Genomic DNA, 21,416 nt, shown 5'->3' with positions numbered 1-21,416 from the left:
CAGACTCGCCAAAAGAGAAATCGGGGCTGACGCCATGCGCCAGCCCCGAGACAACGGAATTACTTCACTTGCTGTTCAAAACGACGCAGCAGTTCGTTTCCGCGCTTCACAGCGTTATCCAGTGCAGCCTGTGGAGCCTGTTTGCCCGTCCACACGCCTTCCAGCTCTTCGTCCACGATGGTACGAATCTGTGGCATATTGCCCAGACGCATGCCTTTGGTGAATGGCAGAGGATCTTTGTTCAGCATCTGACGCGTGGCAATGTCTGCGCCTGGGTTCTTGTCATAGAAGCCCTGCTGCTTGGTCAGCTCATACGCCGCGGTGGTGATGGGCAGGTAACCGGTCTTCTGGTGCCATTCCGCTGCGATTTCTGGCTGTGCCAGGAACTTCATGAACTCCGCCACGCCTTTATAGGTGTCAGCATCTTTGCCTTTCATCACCCACAGACTTGCGCCGCCAATGATGGCGTTCTGCGGTGCGTTTGGCACCGTTGAGTCGTATGGCATCATGCCGACGCCGAAGTTGAATTTAGCGTAATGCTTGATATCCGCCAGAGAACCGGAAGAAGCCGTGGTGATGCCACAATCGCCGTTGTAGAACTTCGCGGTTGATTCATCTTTACGACCGAAGTAGGTGAAATCGCCCTTTTTGTTCATGTCTTCCAGCATCTGGATGTGGCGCACCTGAACGGGCTTGTTGAATTCCAATACCGCGTCGGTACCGTCAAAGCCGTTGTTTTTGGTGGCAACCGGCAGTGCATGCCAGGCGCTGAAGTTTTCGATTTGAATCCAACCCTGCCAGCCGCTGGCGTAACCACAGGTCATGCCCGCTTTACGCAGTGCGTCGGCGTCTTTCGCCAGCTCCTGCCAGGTTTTAGGTGGCTGATCTGGGTTCAGACCGGCTTTCTTGAATGCATCTTTGTTGTAGTACAGCACAGGTGTAGAGCTGTTGAACGGCTGAGAAATCAGCTGGCCCTTGCTGTCGCTGTAGTAACCTGCAACCGCTGGCACGAACTGTTTCGGGTCCATCTGCACGCCGGCGTCTTTGAACACGTCATGCACAGGCACGATAGCTTTCGAGGCCATCATGGTCGCCGTACCCACTTCGTAAACCTGCAGAATCGCCGGTGCTTTACCGGTACGTACAGCAGCAATACCCGCTGCCAGGCTCTGCTCATAGTTACCTTTGTAAGTCGGTACGATTTTGTATTCTGGGTGAGCCTGGTTAAAACGTTGTGCCAGAGAATCGACTTCTTTGCCTAGCTCGCCTTCCATTGAGTGCCAGAAAGGAATGTCAGTGGCAGCCAGCGCATTACCGCTGAGCGCCAGACCAAGCAAAACACTCATCAGGCGGGGACGAAGCGTAAAAGCGGACATAAGTTTTTTCCTGTGCTGTTAGGTACGCGCGATATCACGCATTTTTTTGTTCGCGAAGTAACATGACACGGGGAAATGACGGATTAATAACAGGTTTATGACGGGAATGTGACGGAGATTGCGCGTATTAGAAAGTTTAAAGTGGTGCGGATTAGTTAAAGATGACCTTTTATCAGACCGTCGGCGGCGCAGTCAGATTGCGGGCGGACAGCGCACAGCCACCGGAACGTACACGTAGTACGTGAGGATGGCGAGCACTGCCCAACCGCAAACGGGCAAGTTAGCCAGGTCAGGCGCCGAGACAGCGCGCAGCCACCGGAGCGTACTCTTAGTACGTGAGGATGGCGAGCACTGCCCAACCGCAAACTGGCAAGTTAGCCAGATCAGGCACCGAGGTAAGCGCTGCGGACTGCTTCGTTGGATAACAGCGCTTCACCACTGTCTTCAAGTACCACGTGACCGTTCTCCAACACGTAGCCGCGATCGGCCAGCTTCAGCGCCTGGTTGGCGTTTTGCTCCACCAGGAAGATGGTCATGCCCTCTTTACGCAGCTGTTCAATCGTATCGAAAATCTGCTGAATAATAATCGGCGCTAATCCTAAAGAAGGCTCGTCGAGCAACAGCAAACGCGGCTGACTCATTAACGCACGACCGATCGCCAGCATCTGCTGTTCACCACCGGACATGGTGCCCGCGCGCTGCACTTTACGTTCAGCCAGACGCGGGAACAGCTGATAAACCCGCTCAATGCGCTCCTGATACTGCTGACGCGTGGCAAAGAAACCGCCCATCGCCAGGTTCTCTTCCACCGTCATGCGGGAAAACACACGGCGGCCTTCCGGCACAATCGCAATCGCTTCACGCATGATTTTGGCGGTTTGCCAGTCGGTTATCTCTTTGCCATCGAACACGATTGTGCCACTGGTGGCACGCGGTTCTCCGCACAAAGTGCCGAGCAGCGTGGTTTTACCCGCGCCGTTAGCACCAATCAACGTGACGATTTCACCCTGGCTGATGTGCAGATTAATGTTGTGCAGTGCCTGAATCGGGCCGTAATGGGCACTCACCCCTTGCAACGTTAAAATTGGGTTTGCCATCTTACGCCTCACCTAAATAAGCACGGATCACATCCGGATTGTTACGCACTTCTTCCGGCGTACCGTTAGCCAGCGGTGTCCCCTGGTTCACCACATAAATGCGGTCAGAAATGCCCATCACCAACTTCATATCGTGTTCGATCAACAGTACCGAGACCTTATGCTCACCGCGCAGTTCGGCAATCAGCTCGTCCAGTTCGTGGGTTTCGCGCGGGTTAAGTCCTGCGGCAGGCTCATCCAGCATCAGGATTTCCGGACGCGTCACCATGCAGCGTGCAATCTCCAGACGGCGCTGTTGACCATAAGCCAGGTTACCCGCCTGGCGGTTGGCCAGCTCCAGCAAGCCGATGCGCTCCAGCCAGGTGGCCGCACGATCCAGCGCTTCACTCTCACCACGACGGAATGCCGGGGTCTTAAACAGGCCGGAGAACACGCCGCTTTTCAGGTGCTGATGCTGCGCCACCAGCAGGTTCTCAATCACTGTCATCTCACGGAACAGACGCACGTGCTGGAAAGTACGCACGATACCCATGCGCGCAATTTTCTGGCCAGGCTGCCCCTGCAACTCTTGATCGCGCAGTTTGATGGTACCGCCGGTCGGCTTGTAAAAACCGGTCAGGCAGTTGAACACCGTGGTTTTACCGGCACCGTTTGGCCCGATCAGTGACACGATTTCCTGGGGATGCAGTTCCAGCGCCACATTGTTGACGGCCAACAGCCCGCCAAAGCGCATCATCAAGCCTTCAACGGCTAACAAAGGCTGACTCATGCCTGCTCTCCTTGTTTACTGCTTTTCAACTTCAGGTGTGGACGCTTCATCGGCAGCAGCCCTTGCGGACGCCAGATCATCATCAGCACCATCAAACCACCGAGCACCAGCATGCTGTACTCGTTCAAATCACGCATCAATTCGCGCGACACCACCAACAGTATCGCCGCGAGGATCACCGCGAACTGCGATCCCATGCCGCCCAGCACCACAATCGCCAGCACAAAGGCAGACTCGACAAAGGTGAAGGATTCCGGGCTGACAAAGCCCTGACGTGCAGCGAACAACGTGCCGGCAAAACCCGCGAACACGGCACTGATCGTGAAGGCGGTCAGCTTAATACGCGTTGGGCTCAAGCCCAGCGATCGGCAGGCGATCTCGTCTTCACGCAGCGCTTCCCACGCACGGCCCAATGGCATGCGCAGCAAGCGGTTGATAACGAACAGCGTCAGCACCACCAGCAGCAGCGCCACCAGATAGAGGAAAATCACACGATGATTCGGATCGTATTGCAGCCCCGTTAGCTCATGGAAAGTGGTCCAGCCGCCTTCACTGACACGACGTCCAAACTCAATGCCAAACAGGCTCGGTTTAGGAATCTGCGCGATACCGTTTGGACCGCCGGTAATAGAGGTGCTGTTCAGCAGCAGAATACGCACGATCTCACCGAAGCCGAGCGTCACAATCGCCAGATAGTCACCGCGCAGGCGCAGTACCGGGAAGCCGAGCATCAGGCCAAACGCACCCGCGACAATCCCCGCCAGCGGCAGGCTTTCCCAGAAACCAAAACCGTAATAGTGATTGAGCAACGCAAAGGTGTAAGCGCCGATGGCATAGAAACCACCGTAACCCAGCACCAGCAAACCAGACAGGCCGACCACCACGTTGAGGCCGAGACCGAGCATCACATAGATCAGCGTTAATGTGGCGATATCGACACTGCCGCGCGACACCAGAAACGGCCACAGCACCGCAGCAACAATCAACAGCGCCATCACCAGTTTTTGCTTTGGCGTCGAACCATCGAAGCCTGGCAGCACGAAGCCTTTACCGCTGCGTTTGAACTTGCCATGGAACAGCGGACGCAGCAGCTGGAAGACAAAAACCACCGCACAGCCGATGAAAATCCAGTTCCAGCGCGCCGCGCCAGCGTTAGCCACCACCAGTTTGGTGCCATCAAGATCGAGACGGACGCCCATAAAGAAAGTGGCGAGAATCAGTAACATCACCGTTGAAATCACGGCGTTGACCAGACCGAGGCGTTTCATACTTTCTCTACCTCCGGACGGCCCAGAATGCCGGTAGGCATCACCAGCAGCACCACAATCAGCAGCGCGAATGACACCACATCTTTGTATTCGGTCGACAGATACGCCGAGGTCAGCGCTTCAGCGATACCGAGCACCAGACCACCAATCATCGCGCCCGGAATACTGCCGATGCCGCCTAATACCGCAGCGGTAAATGCCTTCATCCCAGCCATAAAGCCGATGAACGGGTTGATCGAGCCGTAGAACTGGCCCAGCAACACGCCCGCCACCGCTGCCATCGCGGCACCAATGATAAAGGTCAGTGAAATCACGCGGTCAGTGTTAATCCCCAGCAGACTGGCCATTTTCAGGTCTTCCGCACAGGCGCGGCAGGCGCGGCCCATACGTGAATAACGAATAAACAGCGTCAGGGCGAGCATCGAGAGGAAGGTCACCACCCAAATCACCAGCTGCATGGTGGAGAGCGTGGCAGCAAAGCCGTTGCTCTCGCCCAGCGTCCACTGGCCGGTGATCAGGCTTGGCAACGCCAGATCGCGCGAACCTTGCGTCAGACTGACGTAGTTCTGCAGGAAGATCGACATCCCAATAGCCGAGATCAGCGCGATTAAGCGCTTAGAGGAGCGCACGGGTTTATACGCCACGCGCTCAATGCTCCAGCCGTAAGCGCTGGAGATGATCACCGCCATCACGAACCCGGCGGCAATCATCAGCCACGTGGTATCGATACCCATCATCATCAGGGCGGCAATCACAATAAAGGAGACATAACTGCCGATCATATAGACCTCGCCATGGGCGAAGTTGATCATGCCGATGATGCCGTAAACCATGGTGTAACCAATGGCGATCAGCGCGTAAGTGCTCCCGAGGGTGACCCCGTTGAACATCTGCTGAATGAAATAGAGAAACTGCTCGGACATAGTGAGGACCTGCATGTGGACTAAAAATCCCCTCTCCCTATTGGCAGAGGGTTAGGGTGAGGGAACAGGCGCGCGGGATCTCATCAAGATGGTACGCGCTGTCCCTCCCCCAGCCCTCTCCAGCAAAAGAGAGGGCCAATCTATTTAAGGTTGGGAATTACTTAACAGCGGTAGAGGAACCGTCTTTGTGCCATTTGAAGACACCAAATTCGAAGCCCTTCAGGTCGCCTTTCTGATCCCAGTTCAGGTTGCCCATCACCGTTGGAACCGCTGCGCCCTCTTTCAGGTTTTTAGCAATGGCATCTGGCTCAGCGCTCTTGCTACGTTCGATACCGGCCACCAGCGACTGAATGGCCGCATAGGTGGTCCAGACGAACGGACCGGTTGGATCTTTACGGTTAGACGCGGTATTGGCTTTGATGGCTTCAACAATCGCCTTGTTCTCTGGCAACTGGTCATAACGTTTCGGCAAGGTGACATACAGGCCTTCAGATGCATCACCGGCGATGTTAGACAGTGAGGCGTTGCCCACACCTTCTGGTCCCATGAAGCCAGCAGTCAGACCGGCTGCTTTTGCCTGACGCAGAATCTGGCCCAGCTCTGGGTAGTAGCCACCGTAGTAAACGAAATCGACGTTTTCTTTCTTCAGACGCGCAATCAGCGTAGAGAAATCTTTATCGCCCGCGGTGATACCTTCGAACAGCACCACGTTGCCGCCTTTGGCTTTCAGGGTTTTCTGTACCGATTCGGCCAGTCCCTGACCGTACTGCTGCTTGTCATGCACCACAGCGATACGTTTTGGTTTGATCTCATTGAGAATGTAAGTTGCAGCGGTTGGGCCCTGATCGGAATCCAGACCGGTAGTACGCAGCACATCCGCATAGCCACGAGCGGTCAGCTCTGGTGCGGTTGCCGCTGGGGTGATCATCAGAATGCCTTCATCGTTATAGATGTCGGAAGCAGGCTGAGTAGAAGAGGAGCACAGGTGGCCGATCACATACTTGATGCCGTCGTTAACCACTTTGTTGGCCACTGCAACCGCTTGTTTCGGGTCACAGGCGTCGTCATATTCCACGCCAACCAGTTTGTCACCGTTCACGCCACCTTTGGCGTTGATGTCCTTAATGGCTTGCGCTGCACCGGTAAACTGCATATCACCGTATTGCGCAACCGGACCGGTTGCTGCGCCAACGATGGCAATCTTGATATCTTTCGCCAGTGCCGCGTGGCTCAGCGCCAGCGCAACGCAACCCGCCAGTAATGCGCGTCCTTTACTCATTTTCATGCGAACTTCCCCATCTGTTGTGTCGTGTGTCGTTGTGTTTGGTTTATTTTCTGCCAGTCAAAGAGGAAAACTGATTCAAGAATAATGAGTTAGCGCTCTTTTCTGGCATTTATTGGTAATAAGGCTTTATTTTTCAGGTTATTAAACAGGAACTTTCTTCTGTAAATCAACTGACATATTCAGTATTAGTCGCGTTGCACAGCAGAATCATCTGGTTTTTATGGCCGGTTTTTAGCCAAAATGCCAGCGTGTTATGCTGGCTTTTTCAGCCAACATTGATGACTTCCTCCACAATCCTGGCAAACTGGCTGGCATTTGACCTATTTTCATCGCAAAAAAGTGACAGCACGCTGACTGTCTAAATTCGCTACACTATGGCCTTTCTGGCAGTACAGGTAAGGGTAATGAAGCTCACTATTCAGCGAATCACCGCACTCACGCCGCAGGATCGGTTGGATTTAGCTAAAGTCTGGCCGCAGATCGATATTTCGCAACTTGAGGCTGCATTAAGCGAGACGCAGCGCTTGTATGCAGCAAGGTTTAACAATCGTCTGTTGGGTGGGTTACAGCTGGAAATTCGTGGCACGCAGGGGAAGATTTCGCACCTCACCGTGCGCGAAGTGACGCGGCGGCGCGGCGTCGGGCAATATCTGCTGGAAGAGACCATGGCGCAGAATCGCGCGCTGGCGGATTGGTGGGTAGCCGATGACGGCGACGACGATCAGAGTGTGCGCGCCGCCTTTATGCAGGCCTGTGGTTTTCGCGCGCAGGCCGATGGCTGGGTGCGCTAATGATTTCGAACACATAGCGGCGCGATTTATCGCGCTGGCCTTAAGCGCCTGGGTTGGTGACAGATGCGCCATAAATTGCGCGGCTAAGGATTTCGAGCAAATAAAAAGGGCGACTATAAAAGTCGCCCCGTTTTGACCTGATGGTTATCAGGCTTCAATCGCCATACGCAGTTTCTTCATGGCGTTCTTTTCCAGCTGACGCACACGCTCCGCAGAGACGCCATATTTGTCGGCCAGTTCCTGCAACGTGGTTTTGTTCTCATCATCCAGCCAACGGGCGCGGATGATGTGCTGGCTGCGCTCATCGAGGCTCAGCATGGCATCGCTCAGCTTGTCAGCAGCGTGCGCATCCCAGTTATCCTCTTCAATGCCGTCGGCAAAGTCTGAGGTTTTATCCTGCAGATAGAGTACCGGTGCCATCGGCTTACCTTCACCAGCTTCGTCATCCGAAGACATGTCGAAAGTCATATCCTGCGCGGCCATACGAGATTCCATCTCGAGGACATCTTTGCTGCTCACGCCTAACTCGCGCGCAACCATCTCCACTTCATCCTGATTAAACCAACCAAGACGCTGTTTGCTTTTACGCAGATTAAAGAACAGCTTGCGCTGAGCTTTCGTGGTCGCGACTTTCACGATACGCCAGTTACGCAGCACGTATTCGTGAATTTCTGCTTTAATCCAGTGCACGGCAAATGACACCAGACGCACACCAACTTCAGGGTTGAAGCGACGCACTGCCTTCATCAGGCCGATGTTACCTTCCTGAATCAGGTCCGCCTGTGGCAGGCCGTAACCGGAGTAGTTACGAGCAATATGAACAACAAAGCGCAGGTGAGACAGGATCAGCGTCTTAGCTGCATCCAGATCGCCCTGGTAATGCAGTTTCTCCGCTAATGCCTTCTCCTCTTCTGCCGTCAATACCGGCCAGTTATTGGCAGCCCGGACGTAAGATTCCAGGTTACCCAGAGGCGCAATCGCTAAAGTTTGCATTTCTTTGGTCATTCAAACCCTCACAAATTCAATGGACTTGCTGCACAGTTTCCTGGCGCAGACGTTACATTATGTCAACGTCGCCAAAAAACCAAAAGCAATCTGTGCTACTTGGACGACAAAGTTATCCACAAGTTCAATATTAGCAGTGAATATTTTACACACAGATGACGGCGGGGAAAATAGGAAGATTCCTCTGCTCCCAGGTCGTCGGCAGCAGAGGAAGAGTATATCAAAAAACGTTGCTGTTGGTTACTGCGGCGTAAATCGGCGTAAATGTTGTACAGTCGCTAACCACGCGGCAATCCAGCCAATAATGGCGGCAATCAGCAGCAGCAGTAGCCCTTCATCCCAGGAAAAACCTTCCAGAACAAAGGTGGTACCAAACACCGTCGCAACCTGCGCCACCACCGATTGCAGACGCAATACCAGCACTTCGGACAGCAGCAGTGAAAGTACTGCACCACTGAAACCTAACAGCGCGCCGCCATACAGGAACGGACGCAGGATGAAGCCATCGGTGGCACCAATCAGCTTTTGCACGTTGATGGTATCACGACGGGCAAAGATGCTCAGACGCACACTGTTACCGATGACCAGGAACACCGCCACCACCATCAGCAGACCAATCATCGAAGCGATTTGCCCCACCAGACCGGTCAACGCGGCTAAACGGGCAAACCAGCTGTCATCCATGCGCACTTCATCCACGCCCTGCACTTTCGACACGCGATCGCGGAGGTTAGCCATGGTGTCCGAATTCTGGAAATTGAGTTTCGGCGTGATGATAGCCACAGCGGGCAACGGGTTTTGCTCCAGCATGTCCATTGAACCGCCGAAACCAGACCAGTTGCGGAACTCATTCAGCGCTTCTTCACGGGTCAGATAGTTAACGTTATCCACGCCATCTAACTTTTTCAGCTCAGCAGCGACATTCTCAGCAGCCGTATCATCCAGCGCTTTATCCAGATACACCGTCAACTGCGGTGCCGGATACCACTGCGTCGCCGCCTGACTGACGTTTTTCCACACCATATAGCAGACGCTGGGCAGCGTCAGCGAGATGGCAATCACCATCACGGTCAGCAGCGTGGCCAGCGGCTGACGCCACATATCCGACAGCGTGCCGCGCAGCGCATAGCGCCACTGCTCCTGCCAGCCGCCTTTCAACGCCTTACTTTTTGAAGGCTGTTTCGTCGCCTTTGGCGCCGCCGGGCGCTTATTGCGTTTATTGACCATCATGGCCTCCGTGCAGGCGTCCCTGATTCAGCGTCATCAAGCGGTAATCGCGGCGGGCAATCAAACCGGTGTCGTGCGTCGCCATCAAGACGGTCACACCGACGCGGTTGAACTCTTCAAACAGACGCAGAATGTCTTCTGACAGGGCATCATCCAGGTTACCGGTGGGTTCGTCCGCCAGCAGCACCGCAGGTTTGTTCACCACCGCGCGGGCAATGCCCACACGTTGCTGTTCACCACCAGAAAGCTGGATCGGATAACTCTTCGCTTTGTCGAGCAAGCCGACTTTGTCCAACGCTGCCGATACACGGCGACGAATATCTTCACCGCTGGCGCCGGAAATGATCAGCGGAATCGCCACGTTGTCATAGACCGAACGATCCATCAGCAAGTGGTGATCCTGGAAAATCATCCCGATCTGACGTCGCAGGAAAGGCACTTCGCTGCGACGCAGACGTGAAATATCGTGGCCGCTAAACCAGATTTGCCCGGCGCTCGGGCGCTCAATGCCACAAATCAGCTTCAGCAAGGTACTTTTCCCTGCGCCGGAGTGGCCGGTCAGGAATGCCATTTCGCCGGGGCGCAGATGGAAATCCACTCCCTGCAGCGCCTGACGTCCTCCCAGGTATGCTTTACTGACCTCTTCAAAGCGAATCATCCCAATCATTCCTCTCGGGCAAACAGTGCCTCAATAAAGTCTGCGGCCTTAAACGGCCGTAAATCCTCGATGCCTTCCCCGACACCGATATAGCGAATCGGAATGCCAAACTGATCGGCAACCGAGAAGATCACACCACCTTTGGCGGTGCCGTCGAGCTTGGTCAGCGTGATGCCTGTCAGTCCCACCGCTTCATGGAACAGTTTGGCCTGGCTAACGGCGTTTTGCCCGGTGCTGGCATCGAGGGTCAACATCACCTCATGCGGTGCATCCTCATCCAACTTTTTCATCACGCGGGTGATTTTTTTCAGCTCTTCCATCAGATGCGCTTTGTTCTGCAGGCGACCAGCGGTATCTGCAATCAATACATCTACGTTGCGCGACTTCGCGGCCTGGATGGCGTCGAAGATAACGGAAGCCGAGTCAGCACCCGTATGCTGAGCCACCACCGGAATGTTGTTACGCTGACCCCAGACCTGAAGCTGCTCCACGGCTGCTGCACGGAAGGTATCACCCGCCGCCAACATCACTGATTTGCCCTGCGCCTGATATTGACGCGCCAGCTTACCGATAGTGGTGGTTTTACCCACGCCGTTGACGCCCACCATCAGGATAACAAACGGCGTCTTGCCGCCCACATCCAGTGGCTGATCAACCTTTTCCAGAATGCCGGCCATTTCACTTTTCAGCAGGCCGTAAAGTGCTTCAGCATCACGCAACTGCTTGCGGTTAGCCTGCTGCGTCAGATTGGTGATGATGCGGCGCGTGGTCTCCACACCCACATCAGCAATCAGCAGCTGCTCTTCCAGCTCTTCAAACAGGTCATCATCGATTTTTTTGCCGCGGAACAGGCTAACAAAACCAGAACCGAGGTTTTCTCGGGTTTTGACCAGACTGCGCTTGAGGCGAGCAAAGAAGCCCTCTTTGGTCGGACGATCCTGCTCCTGCGTGACCAGCGGCGCAGCGGCCAGCGGTAAATCGCTGACGGTATCCTGCGCTTCGGCTTCAGCGTCTTCTGCATAGGTTTCGGCCAACGCCAATGCTTCAAGTTCTTCGTCGCTCAACGCGTCATCTTCAGATTCAACGGCTGCGTCTTCGACCTCTGGCTCATGCTGAACAATCACGGGTTCAGCAGGCGCTTCTTCAATCTCTGGCTCGTGCTGCGCAATCACGGGTTCAGCAGGCGCTGCTTCGATCTCTGGCTCATGCTGCGCAATCACTGGCTCAACGACCGCTTCTTCGATCTCTGGCTCATGCTGCGCAGCAGGCGCTTCAACAATCAGTTCTTCTGCCTGAGGCTCCTCTTCGCCAGGCGCCACATCCGAATGGACTTCCTCTTCCGGCAGCACTTCCTCTTCAATTGCCGTGATCGGCTCGGACACCACCGCTTCCGGCTGTGCCCGTTGTTCTTCGGCTACGTGCTCAGTGACGGCAACCGTCTCTTCCGCCTGCGCTTCGGCGCTTACTAACGCGCTCTCTTCAGCGATCGGCTGTTGCGCCGCTTCGGCCGGTTGCTGCTCTTCCGCAGGCTGCTGCTTCTCTTCTTCTTTGCCAAAGCCTAGCCAGGAAAAAAAGCCACGTTTTTTCTCTTTTGCCATTGTGTAACCACACTCCTCGATGGCTTATTCCCGGTAGCACGCTGTTCCCAGGGGATAAAAAATTCAATTTTTTGGTCGCGAGCGGCGTAAAAATCAGGCAATTACGCGCGCCATATCAACTCAGTAGTCTAACACTTTCCAGCCAGCGCACCACAGCACCCTTTTTTACGTTTCTTCTGCCTGCCACGCCCGTTAAACTACGCAACAAATTATGACGAGTTGTGAGCAAAATGAGTAAATCCCCCCGCAGCAGCGGCGCTGCTGGCCAGATTCGTATCATTGGCGGACAGTGGCGCGGTCGCAAATTACCGGTGCCGGATAGCGCGGGTCTGCGCCCGACCACTGATCGCGTGCGTGAAACCCTGTTTAACTGGTTAGCGCCGGATATTCAGGAAGCGCGTTGTCTTGATTGCTTCGCCGGTAGCGGTGCGCTCGGGCTGGAAGCACTGTCACGCTATGCGGCGTCTGCTACGCTGCTTGAGATGGAACGTTCCGTCGCCCAACAGCTGTCGCAGAATCTGCAAACCCTGCGTGCGACGCAAGGCAATGTCGTGCAGACCAATACTCTTCTGTGGTTGAGCCAACCCGGAGAGCCGTTCGATGTGGTGTTTGTTGATCCACCATTCCGCAAAGGGTTACTGCTGGAGACGCTGACGCTGCTGGAAAACAACGGCTGGCTGGCGGAGAACGCGCTGATTTACGTCGAAAGTGAAGTGGAGCACGGCACGCCAGTGGCTCCCGCTAACTGGGACTTGTACCGCGAAAAAATTGCCGGTCAGGTGGCTTATCGCCTTTATCAACGCCAACAGGAGACGCACGATGTGGCTTAATCTGGGACGATTACTGATGATTTGCGTCTGGGCATTTCTGCTGCTCAATCTGGTGCATCCTTTCCCGACACCGCTGCGCTACTTTGTGCATGTGGCACTGTTCTTCATGGTGATCATGCACGGCTTGCAGCTGGTTCTGCTGCGCGCTACCCAGCCGAAAGAGGCGCCAAAACTCAGTGGCGTCACGCAGGCGAAGATTTTCTTTTTTGGTGTGTTTGAACTGCTGGCGTGGCAGAAGAAGCATTATCCGAAGATGTAACGATACGGGCCGCTGCAGCGGCCCGTTTTATTGCGCAGGCGTGAAACTGACAAAGCGGCTGCCCTGCATTTTCAACTCTCCCTTCGCGCCTTTATCAATATGATGATAGTCATTGGCGCTCACCACCACCTTGATATCACTCGCCCCATTGAGTGGATGAAACCAGGCTTCGTACTTCATATCTTCAGCCACAATCTCTTCACGCTGGCGCGTACGGCGATTGGGCGAAGGGAACTCACGTTTGGTTTTCACTTCAACGCTCAGTGAGCGAATCGGTGAAGCATCATTTACCGCGGTTTCACGGCGTTGCTTAATAAACTGACGGGTCGCCAATACGGCAATAATCGCCAGAACGATGAAAAAGATTAGCGGTGGTTTGCTCATGTTTTCTCTCGCACTTTGCGTTAGTGTCGGAACAGTTAAAGACGACAAAGCATACAACCAGAGTTGACCGATTGTCACATTCGTCGCCGGTAACTTACACTGAGATCGCGATTTTGGGAAAATTCATGACTCTGAACAGCACGTTCAGAAAAGGGAGAAAACATGCTTTGGTCTTTCCTTGCCGTACTTTTTTCCGGTTGGCTGTACGTTGATGCTTCATACCGCGGCCCGCAGTGGCAACGCTGGCTGTTCAAACCCGTTACCTTGCTGTTGCTGGTCGCCTGGGCATGGCAAGCACCCACACTGAATACCACCGACTATCTGATTCTGGCGGGCCTGATTGCCACTCTGGTCGGTGATGCACTGACATTACTGCCTCGCCAGCAAATGCTCTATGCACTGGGCGCATTCTTCCTGTCACATCTGCTCTACACCATCAGCTTTGCTGCCCACATGACCATGAGTTTCTTCTGGCCGATTCCGGTCACGCTGCTGGTGATTGGGGTGGTGGTGATTGGCATTATCTGGTCGAAGCTGGAGGATTTGCGCTGGCCGATCTGTACCCTCATTGGGATGACGCTGGTGATGAACTGGATGGCGGCAGAGAATTACTTCTTCCGCCCGACGGATTACAGCTTCTCACTATTGGTTGGCGCCGGATTGCTGCTGTTAGGCAACATTGTCTGGTTTATCACCCATTATCGCCGCCGCTTCAGTGCCGATAGCGCCATTGTTGCCGCTTGCTACTTCGCCGGCCACTTTATGATTGTGCGTTCACTGTGGCTGTATTGAAGAAAAGATGACCTTTCGCTTGACTCTGGAGTTGACTCCAGAGTGTAGCATTAGGGATGCGGGCAGTGGCCCGCATTGATCCCGGAGGCTCTATGCACGCCCATTCTCATTCATGCCGTTGTGGAAAATCCCACAGCAAAACCCAGCCGCTGTGCGCCATTCGCAGCGTTTCACCCACGACGTCGAAAATCTCAGCCGCCCTTCCCGCCACACCAGAAAGTGGTTGCGGTTGCTGCGACAACGAGAGCGGCAGTCCCGGTGGCGAAAGCGACGCCGAAAGCGACAGGCCCACGCTCAGCGCCCATCAATTCCGCTGGCAGATTGCTGGAATGGACTGCCCCAGCTGCGCGCGAAAAATTGAAAGTGCCGTGCAACAGCTGGCACAAGTACGCACTGCTCGCGTGATTTTTGCCAGTGAAAAACTGCTAGTGGATGCCGACCAGGATATCCGCCCGGCCATCGAACAAGCGGTAAAAAATGTCGGCTTTACCCTGACCGCAAACGATCCGCAATCTCAGCCCGTACCGCAACGCCGCTGGCAGGAAAATGCCGGTTTGCTGTTACTGGCGCTGCTGATGCTTGCCAGTTGGCTGCTGAGCCAGGTTTCTCCGGTATGGGGCGATCGCCTGTTTGTAATGACCACGCTGATCGGCCTGGCTCCGATTGCATTCAGCGCGTGGAAACTGCTGCGAGGCGGTTCACCCTTCAGTATCGAAACCCTGATGACCCTTGCCGCCACCGGTGCGTTGGTGATTGGCGCACATGCCGAAGCCGCCATGGTGCTGCTGCTGTTCCAGCTGGGCGAACGGCTGGAGTCATTTGCAGCTTCTCGCGCACGTCGCGGTGTGACGGCGTTAATGGCACTGCGCCCCGATACCGCTACGCGTTTGACAGGCACGCAGCGCGAGCAGGTGGCGCTGGCTGACTTGCATCCTGGTGATACGATTGAAGTCGCGGCTGGCGGTCGTTTGCCGGCCGATGGCGAGCTGCTGAACCAGAGCGCCAGTTTTGATGAAAGTGCGCTGACAGGCGAATCCGTGCCGGTTGCGCGCCAGCCGGGCGAAACGGTGATGGCTGGCGCCACCAGCGTCGATCGTCTGGTCACGCTGAAAGTGATCTCCCAACCTGGCCAGAGCGCGATTGACCGCATCCTGCAGCTTATCGAAGAAGCTGAAAGCCACCGTGCGCCGGTTGAGCGCTTTATTGATCGCTTCAGCCGCATTTATACGCCTGCCATTATGCTGCTGGCGCTGTTAGTGATGGTGCTGCCGCCACTGTTAGCGGGGGCCGCGTGGTTGCCGTGGATTTATAAGGGCCTGACGCTGCTGTTGATTGGCTGCCCTTGTGCGCTGGTGATTTCAACACCCGCAGCGATCACCTCTGGCTTAGCGGCGGCCGCGCGTCAGGGCGCCCTGATCAAAGGCGGAGCCGCGCTGGAACGTCTTAGCCGTATCCAGACCATGGCATTCGATAAAACCGGCACCCTCACCCTCGGTAAACCGCAGGTGACCGAGGTCGATTCCTTCAGTGCGATGGATGAACACGAGATGTTGCGGATGGCAGCGGCCGTGGAGCAAGGTTCCAGCCATCCATTGGCGATCGCCATCGTGCGCGAGGCAGAAAAACGCCAGCTCAAGCTACCGCGCGCCCGGCAGCAGCAAACGCTGGCTGGCAGCGGCATCCGTGCGCAGATTGATGACGTGACGTTTCAGCTGCTGGCACCGCGCGATATCTCCACGCTCACCGTCGACCAGCAGCAGGCGATCGCGCAACGAGAAGCTCAGGGTAAAACCGTTGTGGTGCTGTTGCAGGATGAGACGGTGCTCGGCACCCTGGCGTTACAGGATCAGCTACGCGAGGAAGCCGTCACGGCGCTGGCACAGTTGCAAGCGCTGGGCATTAATAGCCTGATGCTGACTGGCGATAACCCCCGTGCGGCAGCGGCGATGGCGGCGCAACTCAACATCGATTATCGCGCCGGCTTGTTGCCTGCCGATAAAGTGGAGATGGTGCGCAAACTGGAGCAGCAGCAGCCGCTGGCCATGGTGGGCGATGGTATTAACGACGCTCCGGCGATGAAAGCCGCCACCCTCGGCATTGCCATGGGCAGCGGCACCGATGTCGCGCTGGAAGCCGCCGACGCCGCGCTGACGCAAAACCGTCTGGCGATTCTGCCGCGTACCGTGGCGCTGGCCCGTCGCACGCGTGCCATTATTCGTCAAAACATCGCGATAGCGCTGGGGCTGAAAGGCATTTTCCTGTTCACCACACTGCTCGGTTTCACCGGTTTGTGGCTGGCGGTGCTGGCCGATTCAGGTGCGACAGCGTTGGTCACAGCCAACGCCTTGCGATTACTGCGACAGCGTTAAGCCGTGCCTTTCTGAATCAGATACTGGTACGGCAGCGTTTCCGTCTGCTGTGCCAGCAACTGATGTTCCATAAAGCGGCAAAAACCGGGAATATCGCGCGTGGTGGCCGGATCGTCGGCAATGATCAGTAAGGTTTCGCCCGCCTGCATGGTGCGCACTGTTTTACGCACCATCATCACCGGCTCCGGGCAGCGCAGGCCAAGTGCATCAAGCTTGTGGTCCGGCGCAGAAAAGGGATCGCTCATGATTCTCTGTCTTCATTCAAGATGGGCGCTCATTCTAGCGCGCTAAATGCACAGCGCAAGGCGATAACGATTGCGTTAAAATTAACCATTGCATTAATTGCGCAACGCGCTAAGATCGCCGCCGTTTTTTTACCACATTGCTCAATCCTCGAAATAATTCTCGCTGTAGTAAGGCGGCAAGAGCGTGTATCCCCCAGGAACTTACACAAGTCAGTGACTGAGGTACGCGAACGCAGCCAACGCCGCTACAACGCGAAGGATGAAGAGGATTGTTGGGTTCCCTCACCCCATTACTAAAAAGGTCTTACATGATTGATTTCTCTGCACGTCAGCGCATGCATGCGCTGTTTTGGCTATCGCTATTCCATTTGCTGGTGATCACTTCCAGTAACTATCTGGTACAGCTGCCGGTTTCCATCTTCGGCTTCCACACCACCTGGGGTGCCTTTAGCTTTCCCTTTATCTTCCTTGCTACTGATCTCACCGTGCGCATCTTTGGCGCGCCGTTAGCCCGTCGTATTATTCTGGCGGTGATGATCCCGGCGCTGTTTATCTCTTACGTGGTCTCTTGCGTGTTCTATCAGGGCGAATGGCAAGGCTGGGCATCGCTGGAACAGGTGAATCTGTTTGTCGCGCGTATCGCCAGTGCCAGCTTTATGGCCTATGCGCTGGGCCAAATTCTGGATGTCCACGTTTTTAACCGTTTGCGTCGTTTACCGCAGTGGTGGATCGCCCCTGCAGCGGCCATGTTCCTCGGTAATATCAGCGATACGCTGGCCTTCTTTTTCATCGCCTTCTACAAGAGTCCAGACCCGTTCATGGCCGCGCATTGGGTGGAGATCGCACTGGTGGATTACAGCTTCAAAGTGCTGATCTGCATGATTTTCTTCCTGCCCGCTTACGGTGTGCTGCTGAACAGCCTGCTGAAGCGTCTGGCTGAACGCTCTTCTCAACGCCAGGTGAATTTCGGCTAATTGCACATAGACGAAACGCGACAGCACGCTAAGATTTCCTGACAGACCGGCGGTTGCTTTTGACCGCCGATTCCGTTTTGATAGCCGTCATACTTCAAACGGCTGATCTGTTGGCCGCGCGCGGTTTTCCCACTTCCTTACTCACGTAAGCGCCGGGGAGACGCGCTGGCGACCTTTTTGACGCTTGAATTATTTAGGCTAAAAGCCTGAACGACTGGAATCATGTAAAAGGGAAAAGAATGCGTAACTTAGTGAAATATGCAGGTATTGGTTTGTTGGTATTGGGTCTCGCGGCTTGTGACCAGAAGAAAGAGGATACCGCTGCGGGCAGCAACGGTGCCAGCCCCAGCCAGTCGGCCCAGACTGTCAACCTGATGGACGGCAAGCTGAGCTTCACTCTGCCTGCGGGCATGTCGGATAAGAGCGGCAAGCTCGGTTCTGAATCCACCAATATGCATGTGTACGCCGATGAAACCGGTCAGCGCGCCATTATCGTGATTGCTGGTGACCCAACCAACGAAGCGCTGGATGCCCTGTCACAGCGTCTGGAACAACAACAGCGCGGTCGCGATCCGCAGTTGCAGGTGGTTTCCAATAAAGCGGTGACGCTGAAAGATCAACCTGCTCAGCAACTGGATACCGTGATTTCGGCCAACAACCAGACGTCATGGTCTTCCGTGATCCTGGCAAAAGTAGATGGCAAACTGCTGACCCTGCAAATTACCCTGCCAGCGGATAACCAGCAGCAGGCGCAGAGCGATGCCGATGCCATTGTGAAAAGCATCACCCTGAAGTAATCCCCTTCATCCTGCGAACTGCAGATGCGTTGGCTGCGTTTAAATGATATTGGGATCATAGTTATTGTTAACTACGCGCAGGGAAGCGAAGGAGCAGGCTGGGATAGCTCAGGGGCTGGCAATCCACAGCGCTGAACAGAATGAGCCAGCCAGGAGAGGACGCGGGCGAAAGGCGGGCGGCACACGATGTGCCATCCCCGCCGGTCCGTCAGGCAGACGAATGAAGTGAAGGAAAAGCGTCAGCGGCGCGAGAACGCCAGCCCCAAAGCGTCCCCAGACTGCGTTGGCCCTGGCCTTTCAAACGCTCTACCTTACAACCTCACCGGCGAAATATGCCAGATCTCATCCGCGTATTCCTGAATCGTTCTGTCCGCTGAGAAGTAACCCATATTGGCGATATTCAATGCCGCACAGCGCTGCCACTCATCCGGCTGGCGGTAGAGTTTATCCACCTTATCCTGCGCATCGACATAGCTGCGATAATCGGCCAGCAGCTGGTAGTGATCGCCGAAATTCACCAACGCATCAAACAGATTGCGATAGCGACCTGGCTCACCTGGACTGAATGCGCCGCTGGCAATTTGCGTCAGCGCCTGGTGCAGCTCGGCATCATCCTCATAATATTTACGCGGGTTGTAGCCATCCTTGCGCAGCTGCTCGACCTGCGGCGTGGTGTTGCCGAAGATAAAGATATTCTCCTCACCAACATGCTCGCGCATCTCGACGTTCGCACCATCCAGCGTACCGATGGTCAACGCGCCATTGAGGGCAAACTTCATGTTACTGGTACCCGATGCCTCGGTTCCCGCTGTGGAAATTTGCTCAGAGAGATCCGCCGCCGGAATAATGATCTGCGCCAGGCTTACGCTGTAGTTGGGAATAAACACCACCTTCAGCTTGTTCTTCACCTGGGGATCGTTGTTGATCACATTGGCCACATCGTTGATCAAATGAATGATGTGCTTCGCCACGTAATAGGCGGATGCCGCTTTACCGGCAAAGATATTCACGCGTGGCACCCAATCCGCAGTAGGATCAGTTTTGATGCGGTTGTAGCGCGTGATGACATGTAACACATTGAGCAACTGACGTTTGTATTCGTGAATGCGTTTGATCTGCACATCGAACAGCGCATGCGGATCCAGCACGATATCCATATTCTTCGCCACCCAATCCGCCAGACGCTTTTTGTTGGCGAACTTGGCATCGGCAATCTGCTCGATGAAGGCCGGATAATCGATGTGCGGCGTCAGTTCACTCAATTGACTGAGATCGGTACGCCAGGTGCGACCGATAGTCTCGTCCAATACATCGGACAGCGCCGGGTTGGCCAGCGCCAGCCAGCGACGCGGCGTCACGCCGTTGGTTTTATTACAGAAACGCCCCGGGAACAGGCGAGCGAAATCAGCAAACAGCGACTGCACCATCAGATTGGAATGCAGCTCTGAAACGCCATTCACCTTGTGGCTGACCACCACCGCCAGCCACGCCATGCGCACCTTACGGCCATTATTTTCGTCGATGATCGAGATGCGCGACATCAAATCCCAATCGTCGGGATAATATTCCTGGATGGTTTTCAGGAAGTAATCATTGATTTCAAACACGATGCTGAGATGGCGCGGCAGAATCTTGCCGAACATGTCCACCGGCCAGGTTTCCAGCGCTTCACTCATCAACGTGTGGTTGGTGTACGAGAACACCTGGCAAGTGACCTCAAAAGCGTCATCCCAGCTGAACTTGTGCTCGTCGATCAACAGGCGCATCAATTCAGGGATGGCTAAAACCGGGTGGGTATCATTGAGATGGATAGCAATTTTATCCGCCAGGTTGTCCCAGGTTTCATGCATTTGCCAGTGGCGACTCAAAATATCCTGCACTGTGGCGGAGACGAGGAAATACTCCTGACGCAAACGCAGTTCACGACCAGAATCGGTAGAATCATCCGGATAGAGCACGCGCGATACGTTCTCTGAATGGTTTTTATCTTCCACCGCCGCAAAGTAATCACCCTGGTTAAACTTGCCGAGGTTGATCTCATTGCTGGCCTGCGCGCTCCACAAGCGCAGCGTGTTGGTGGCATCGGTGTCGAAACCGGGAATGATTTGATCGTAAGCCGCCGCGATAATCTCTTCGGTTTCCAGCCAACGTACGCGCGCGCCTTCATGCTGCAGACGGCCACCAAAGCGGACTTTATAGCGGGTATTGAAGCGCTGGAACTCCCACGGATTGCCGTATTCCAGCCAGTAATCCGGAGATTCACGCTGCTGACCGTCGACAATGTTCTGCTTGAACATGCCGTAGTCATAACGAATGCCATAACCGCGTCCCGGCAAGCCGAGCGTGGCGAGCGAGTCGAGGAAACAGGCCGCTAAACGGCCCAGGCCGCCATTGCCAAGCCCTGGATCGTTCTCTTCGTCCATCAGTTCACTGAGGTCGAGCCCCATCTCGTCCAGCGCCTGATTGAGATCGTCATAGATGCCCATCGCCAGCAGTGCATTGCCCAGCGTGCGTCCCATCAGGAATTCCATCGACAGGTAGTAAACCTGACGCACATCCTGCGACAGCTGCGCACGGCTGGAGCGCAACCAACGTTCCACCATACGATCGCGCACTGCCAGCAAGGCGGCGTTAAGCCACTCATGCTGATTGGCGATCGACGGGTCTTTACCAATAGTAAACATCAGTTTATAGGCGATTGAGTGCTTCAGTGCGTCAACCGTTAACGTGGGTGAGGCATAGGTGAAAGGTGCATTCATATCCAGTATC

General features: G+C 55.0%; 20 protein-coding genes. 7 read left to right on the top strand and 13 right to left on the bottom strand.

What is annotated here, in order from left to right; genetic code table 11:
* Positions 1-59: 59 nt before the first annotated feature.
* The 6 genes from ugpB to VI01_RS14890 all read right to left on the bottom strand — a co-directional run bounded on the left by ugpB (position 60) and on the right by VI01_RS14890 (position 6,718).
* On the bottom strand, positions 60-1,376 hold the full coding sequence (ugpB, locus tag VI01_RS14915; protein ID WP_045815773.1) for a sn-glycerol-3-phosphate ABC transporter substrate-binding protein UgpB: 1,317 nt from the start codon (positions 1,374-1,376) through the stop codon (positions 60-62).
* Between the two features lie 383 nt (positions 1,377-1,759).
* Positions 1,760-2,473: a high-affinity branched-chain amino acid ABC transporter ATP-binding protein LivF gene (livF, locus tag VI01_RS14910; RefSeq protein ID WP_038643683.1), complete on the bottom strand. Its 714-nt coding sequence runs from the start codon at positions 2,471-2,473 to the stop codon at positions 1,760-1,762.
* A 1-nt stretch (position 2,474) separates the two neighbouring features.
* Positions 2,475-3,242: a high-affinity branched-chain amino acid ABC transporter ATP-binding protein LivG gene (gene livG, locus VI01_RS14905; protein WP_038643684.1), complete on the bottom strand. Its 768-nt coding sequence runs from the start codon at positions 3,240-3,242 to the stop codon at positions 2,475-2,477.
* Positions 3,239-4,510, bottom strand: a complete 1,272-nt coding sequence (locus VI01_RS14900; protein ID WP_038643685.1) for a high-affinity branched-chain amino acid ABC transporter permease LivM — start codon at positions 4,508-4,510, stop codon at positions 3,239-3,241. Before VI01_RS14900 ends, livG begins: the two co-directional genes overlap by 4 nt.
* Complete coding sequence (livH, locus tag VI01_RS14895; RefSeq protein ID WP_034827036.1) at positions 4,507-5,433, bottom strand: high-affinity branched-chain amino acid ABC transporter permease LivH; 927 nt, start codon at positions 5,431-5,433, stop codon at positions 4,507-4,509. The genes VI01_RS14900 and livH overlap by 4 nt, the downstream gene beginning before the upstream one ends.
* A 157-nt stretch (positions 5,434-5,590) precedes the next feature.
* Positions 5,591-6,718, bottom strand: a complete 1,128-nt coding sequence (locus VI01_RS14890; RefSeq protein ID WP_045815772.1) for a branched-chain amino acid ABC transporter substrate-binding protein — start codon at positions 6,716-6,718, stop codon at positions 5,591-5,593.
* A gap of 404 nt (positions 6,719-7,122) precedes the next feature.
* Here VI01_RS14890 and panM point away from each other — a divergent pair, with 404 nt between their 5' ends.
* Positions 7,123-7,509, top strand: coding sequence for an aspartate 1-decarboxylase autocleavage activator PanM (gene panM / locus VI01_RS14885; RefSeq protein WP_045815771.1), 387 nt, complete (start codon positions 7,123-7,125; stop codon positions 7,507-7,509).
* 147 nt (positions 7,510-7,656) lie between these two features.
* Here the strand turns inward: panM and rpoH are convergent, their stop codons facing one another.
* The 4 genes from rpoH to ftsY all read right to left on the bottom strand — a co-directional run bounded on the left by rpoH (position 7,657) and on the right by ftsY (position 11,997).
* Complete coding sequence (rpoH, locus tag VI01_RS14880; protein ID WP_034827057.1) at positions 7,657-8,514, bottom strand: RNA polymerase sigma factor RpoH; 858 nt, start codon at positions 8,512-8,514, stop codon at positions 7,657-7,659.
* Between the two features lie 240 nt (positions 8,515-8,754).
* Positions 8,755-9,741, bottom strand: a complete 987-nt coding sequence (ftsX, locus tag VI01_RS14875) for a permease-like cell division protein FtsX (RefSeq protein ID WP_038643690.1) — start codon at positions 9,739-9,741, stop codon at positions 8,755-8,757.
* The gene (gene ftsE / locus VI01_RS14870; RefSeq protein WP_038643692.1) at positions 9,731-10,399 is read right to left on the bottom strand and encodes a cell division ATP-binding protein FtsE; all 669 of its coding nucleotides are present in this window, start codon (positions 10,397-10,399) and stop codon (positions 9,731-9,733) included. Before ftsE ends, ftsX begins: the two co-directional genes overlap by 11 nt.
* A gap of 5 nt (positions 10,400-10,404) precedes the next feature.
* Positions 10,405-11,997: a signal recognition particle-docking protein FtsY gene (gene ftsY, locus VI01_RS14865; protein WP_045815770.1), complete on the bottom strand. Its 1,593-nt coding sequence runs from the start codon at positions 11,995-11,997 to the stop codon at positions 10,405-10,407.
* A 230-nt stretch (positions 11,998-12,227) separates the two neighbouring features.
* On the opposite strand from ftsY, the gene rsmD reads away from it, so the two are divergent.
* Together rsmD and VI01_RS14855 are read left to right on the top strand one after the other, a co-directional pair.
* Positions 12,228-12,827, top strand: coding sequence for a 16S rRNA (guanine(966)-N(2))-methyltransferase (gene rsmD / locus VI01_RS14860; protein WP_045815769.1), 600 nt, complete (start codon positions 12,228-12,230; stop codon positions 12,825-12,827).
* Positions 12,817-13,086 carry a DUF1145 family protein gene (locus tag VI01_RS14855; protein ID WP_034827067.1) on the top strand — a complete coding sequence of 90 codons (270 nt, stop codon included), beginning with the start codon at positions 12,817-12,819 and terminating at the stop codon, positions 13,084-13,086. Before rsmD ends, VI01_RS14855 begins: the two co-directional genes overlap by 11 nt.
* Before the next feature lie 27 nt (positions 13,087-13,113).
* Here the strand turns inward: VI01_RS14855 and VI01_RS14850 are convergent, their stop codons facing one another.
* Positions 13,114-13,470 (bottom strand): DUF2500 domain-containing protein, encoded by a 357-nt coding sequence (locus VI01_RS14850; protein ID WP_045815768.1) that lies wholly within the window; start codon positions 13,468-13,470, stop codon positions 13,114-13,116.
* Between the two features lie 162 nt (positions 13,471-13,632).
* On the opposite strand from VI01_RS14850, the gene VI01_RS14845 reads away from it, so the two are divergent.
* Together VI01_RS14845 and VI01_RS14840 are read left to right on the top strand one after the other, a co-directional pair.
* Entirely contained in the window at positions 13,633-14,262 is a 630-nt protein-coding gene (locus VI01_RS14845; protein WP_045815767.1) for a lysoplasmalogenase, read from the top strand.
* Between the two features lie 92 nt (positions 14,263-14,354).
* Positions 14,355-16,631, top strand: coding sequence for a zinc/cadmium/mercury/lead-transporting ATPase (locus tag VI01_RS14840; RefSeq protein ID WP_045815766.1), 2,277 nt, complete (start codon positions 14,355-14,357; stop codon positions 16,629-16,631).
* On the opposite strand, the gene tusA is transcribed toward VI01_RS14840, so the two are convergent.
* The gene (gene tusA, locus VI01_RS14835) at positions 16,628-16,876 is read right to left on the bottom strand and encodes a sulfurtransferase TusA (protein ID WP_034827082.1); all 249 of its coding nucleotides are present in this window, start codon (positions 16,874-16,876) and stop codon (positions 16,628-16,630) included. The genes VI01_RS14840 and tusA overlap by 4 nt on opposite strands.
* Positions 16,877-17,184: 308 nt before the next feature.
* Between tusA and VI01_RS14830 the strand changes: the two genes are divergently transcribed.
* Both VI01_RS14830 and VI01_RS14825 read left to right on the top strand, forming a co-directional pair.
* Positions 17,185-17,850: a 7-cyano-7-deazaguanine/7-aminomethyl-7-deazaguanine transporter gene (locus VI01_RS14830; RefSeq protein WP_045815765.1), complete on the top strand. Its 666-nt coding sequence runs from the start codon at positions 17,185-17,187 to the stop codon at positions 17,848-17,850.
* Between the two features lie 239 nt (positions 17,851-18,089).
* Positions 18,090-18,647, top strand: coding sequence for a DcrB family lipoprotein (locus VI01_RS14825; protein WP_045815764.1), 558 nt, complete (start codon positions 18,090-18,092; stop codon positions 18,645-18,647).
* A 311-nt stretch (positions 18,648-18,958) separates the two neighbouring features.
* On the opposite strand, the gene glgP is transcribed toward VI01_RS14825, so the two are convergent.
* Positions 18,959-21,406: a glycogen phosphorylase gene (gene glgP, locus VI01_RS14820; RefSeq protein ID WP_045815763.1), complete on the bottom strand. Its 2,448-nt coding sequence runs from the start codon at positions 21,404-21,406 to the stop codon at positions 18,959-18,961.
* Positions 21,407-21,416: the final 10 nt, after the last annotated feature.

The organism is Pantoea sp. SM3, from assembly GCF_000963995.1.
Taxonomy (GTDB): Bacteria; Pseudomonadota; Gammaproteobacteria; order Enterobacterales; family Enterobacteriaceae; genus Pantoea; species Pantoea rwandensis_B.
Note: the sequence above shows the minus strand (reverse complement) of the source record. Positions and strands in the feature narration are given on the sequence as shown.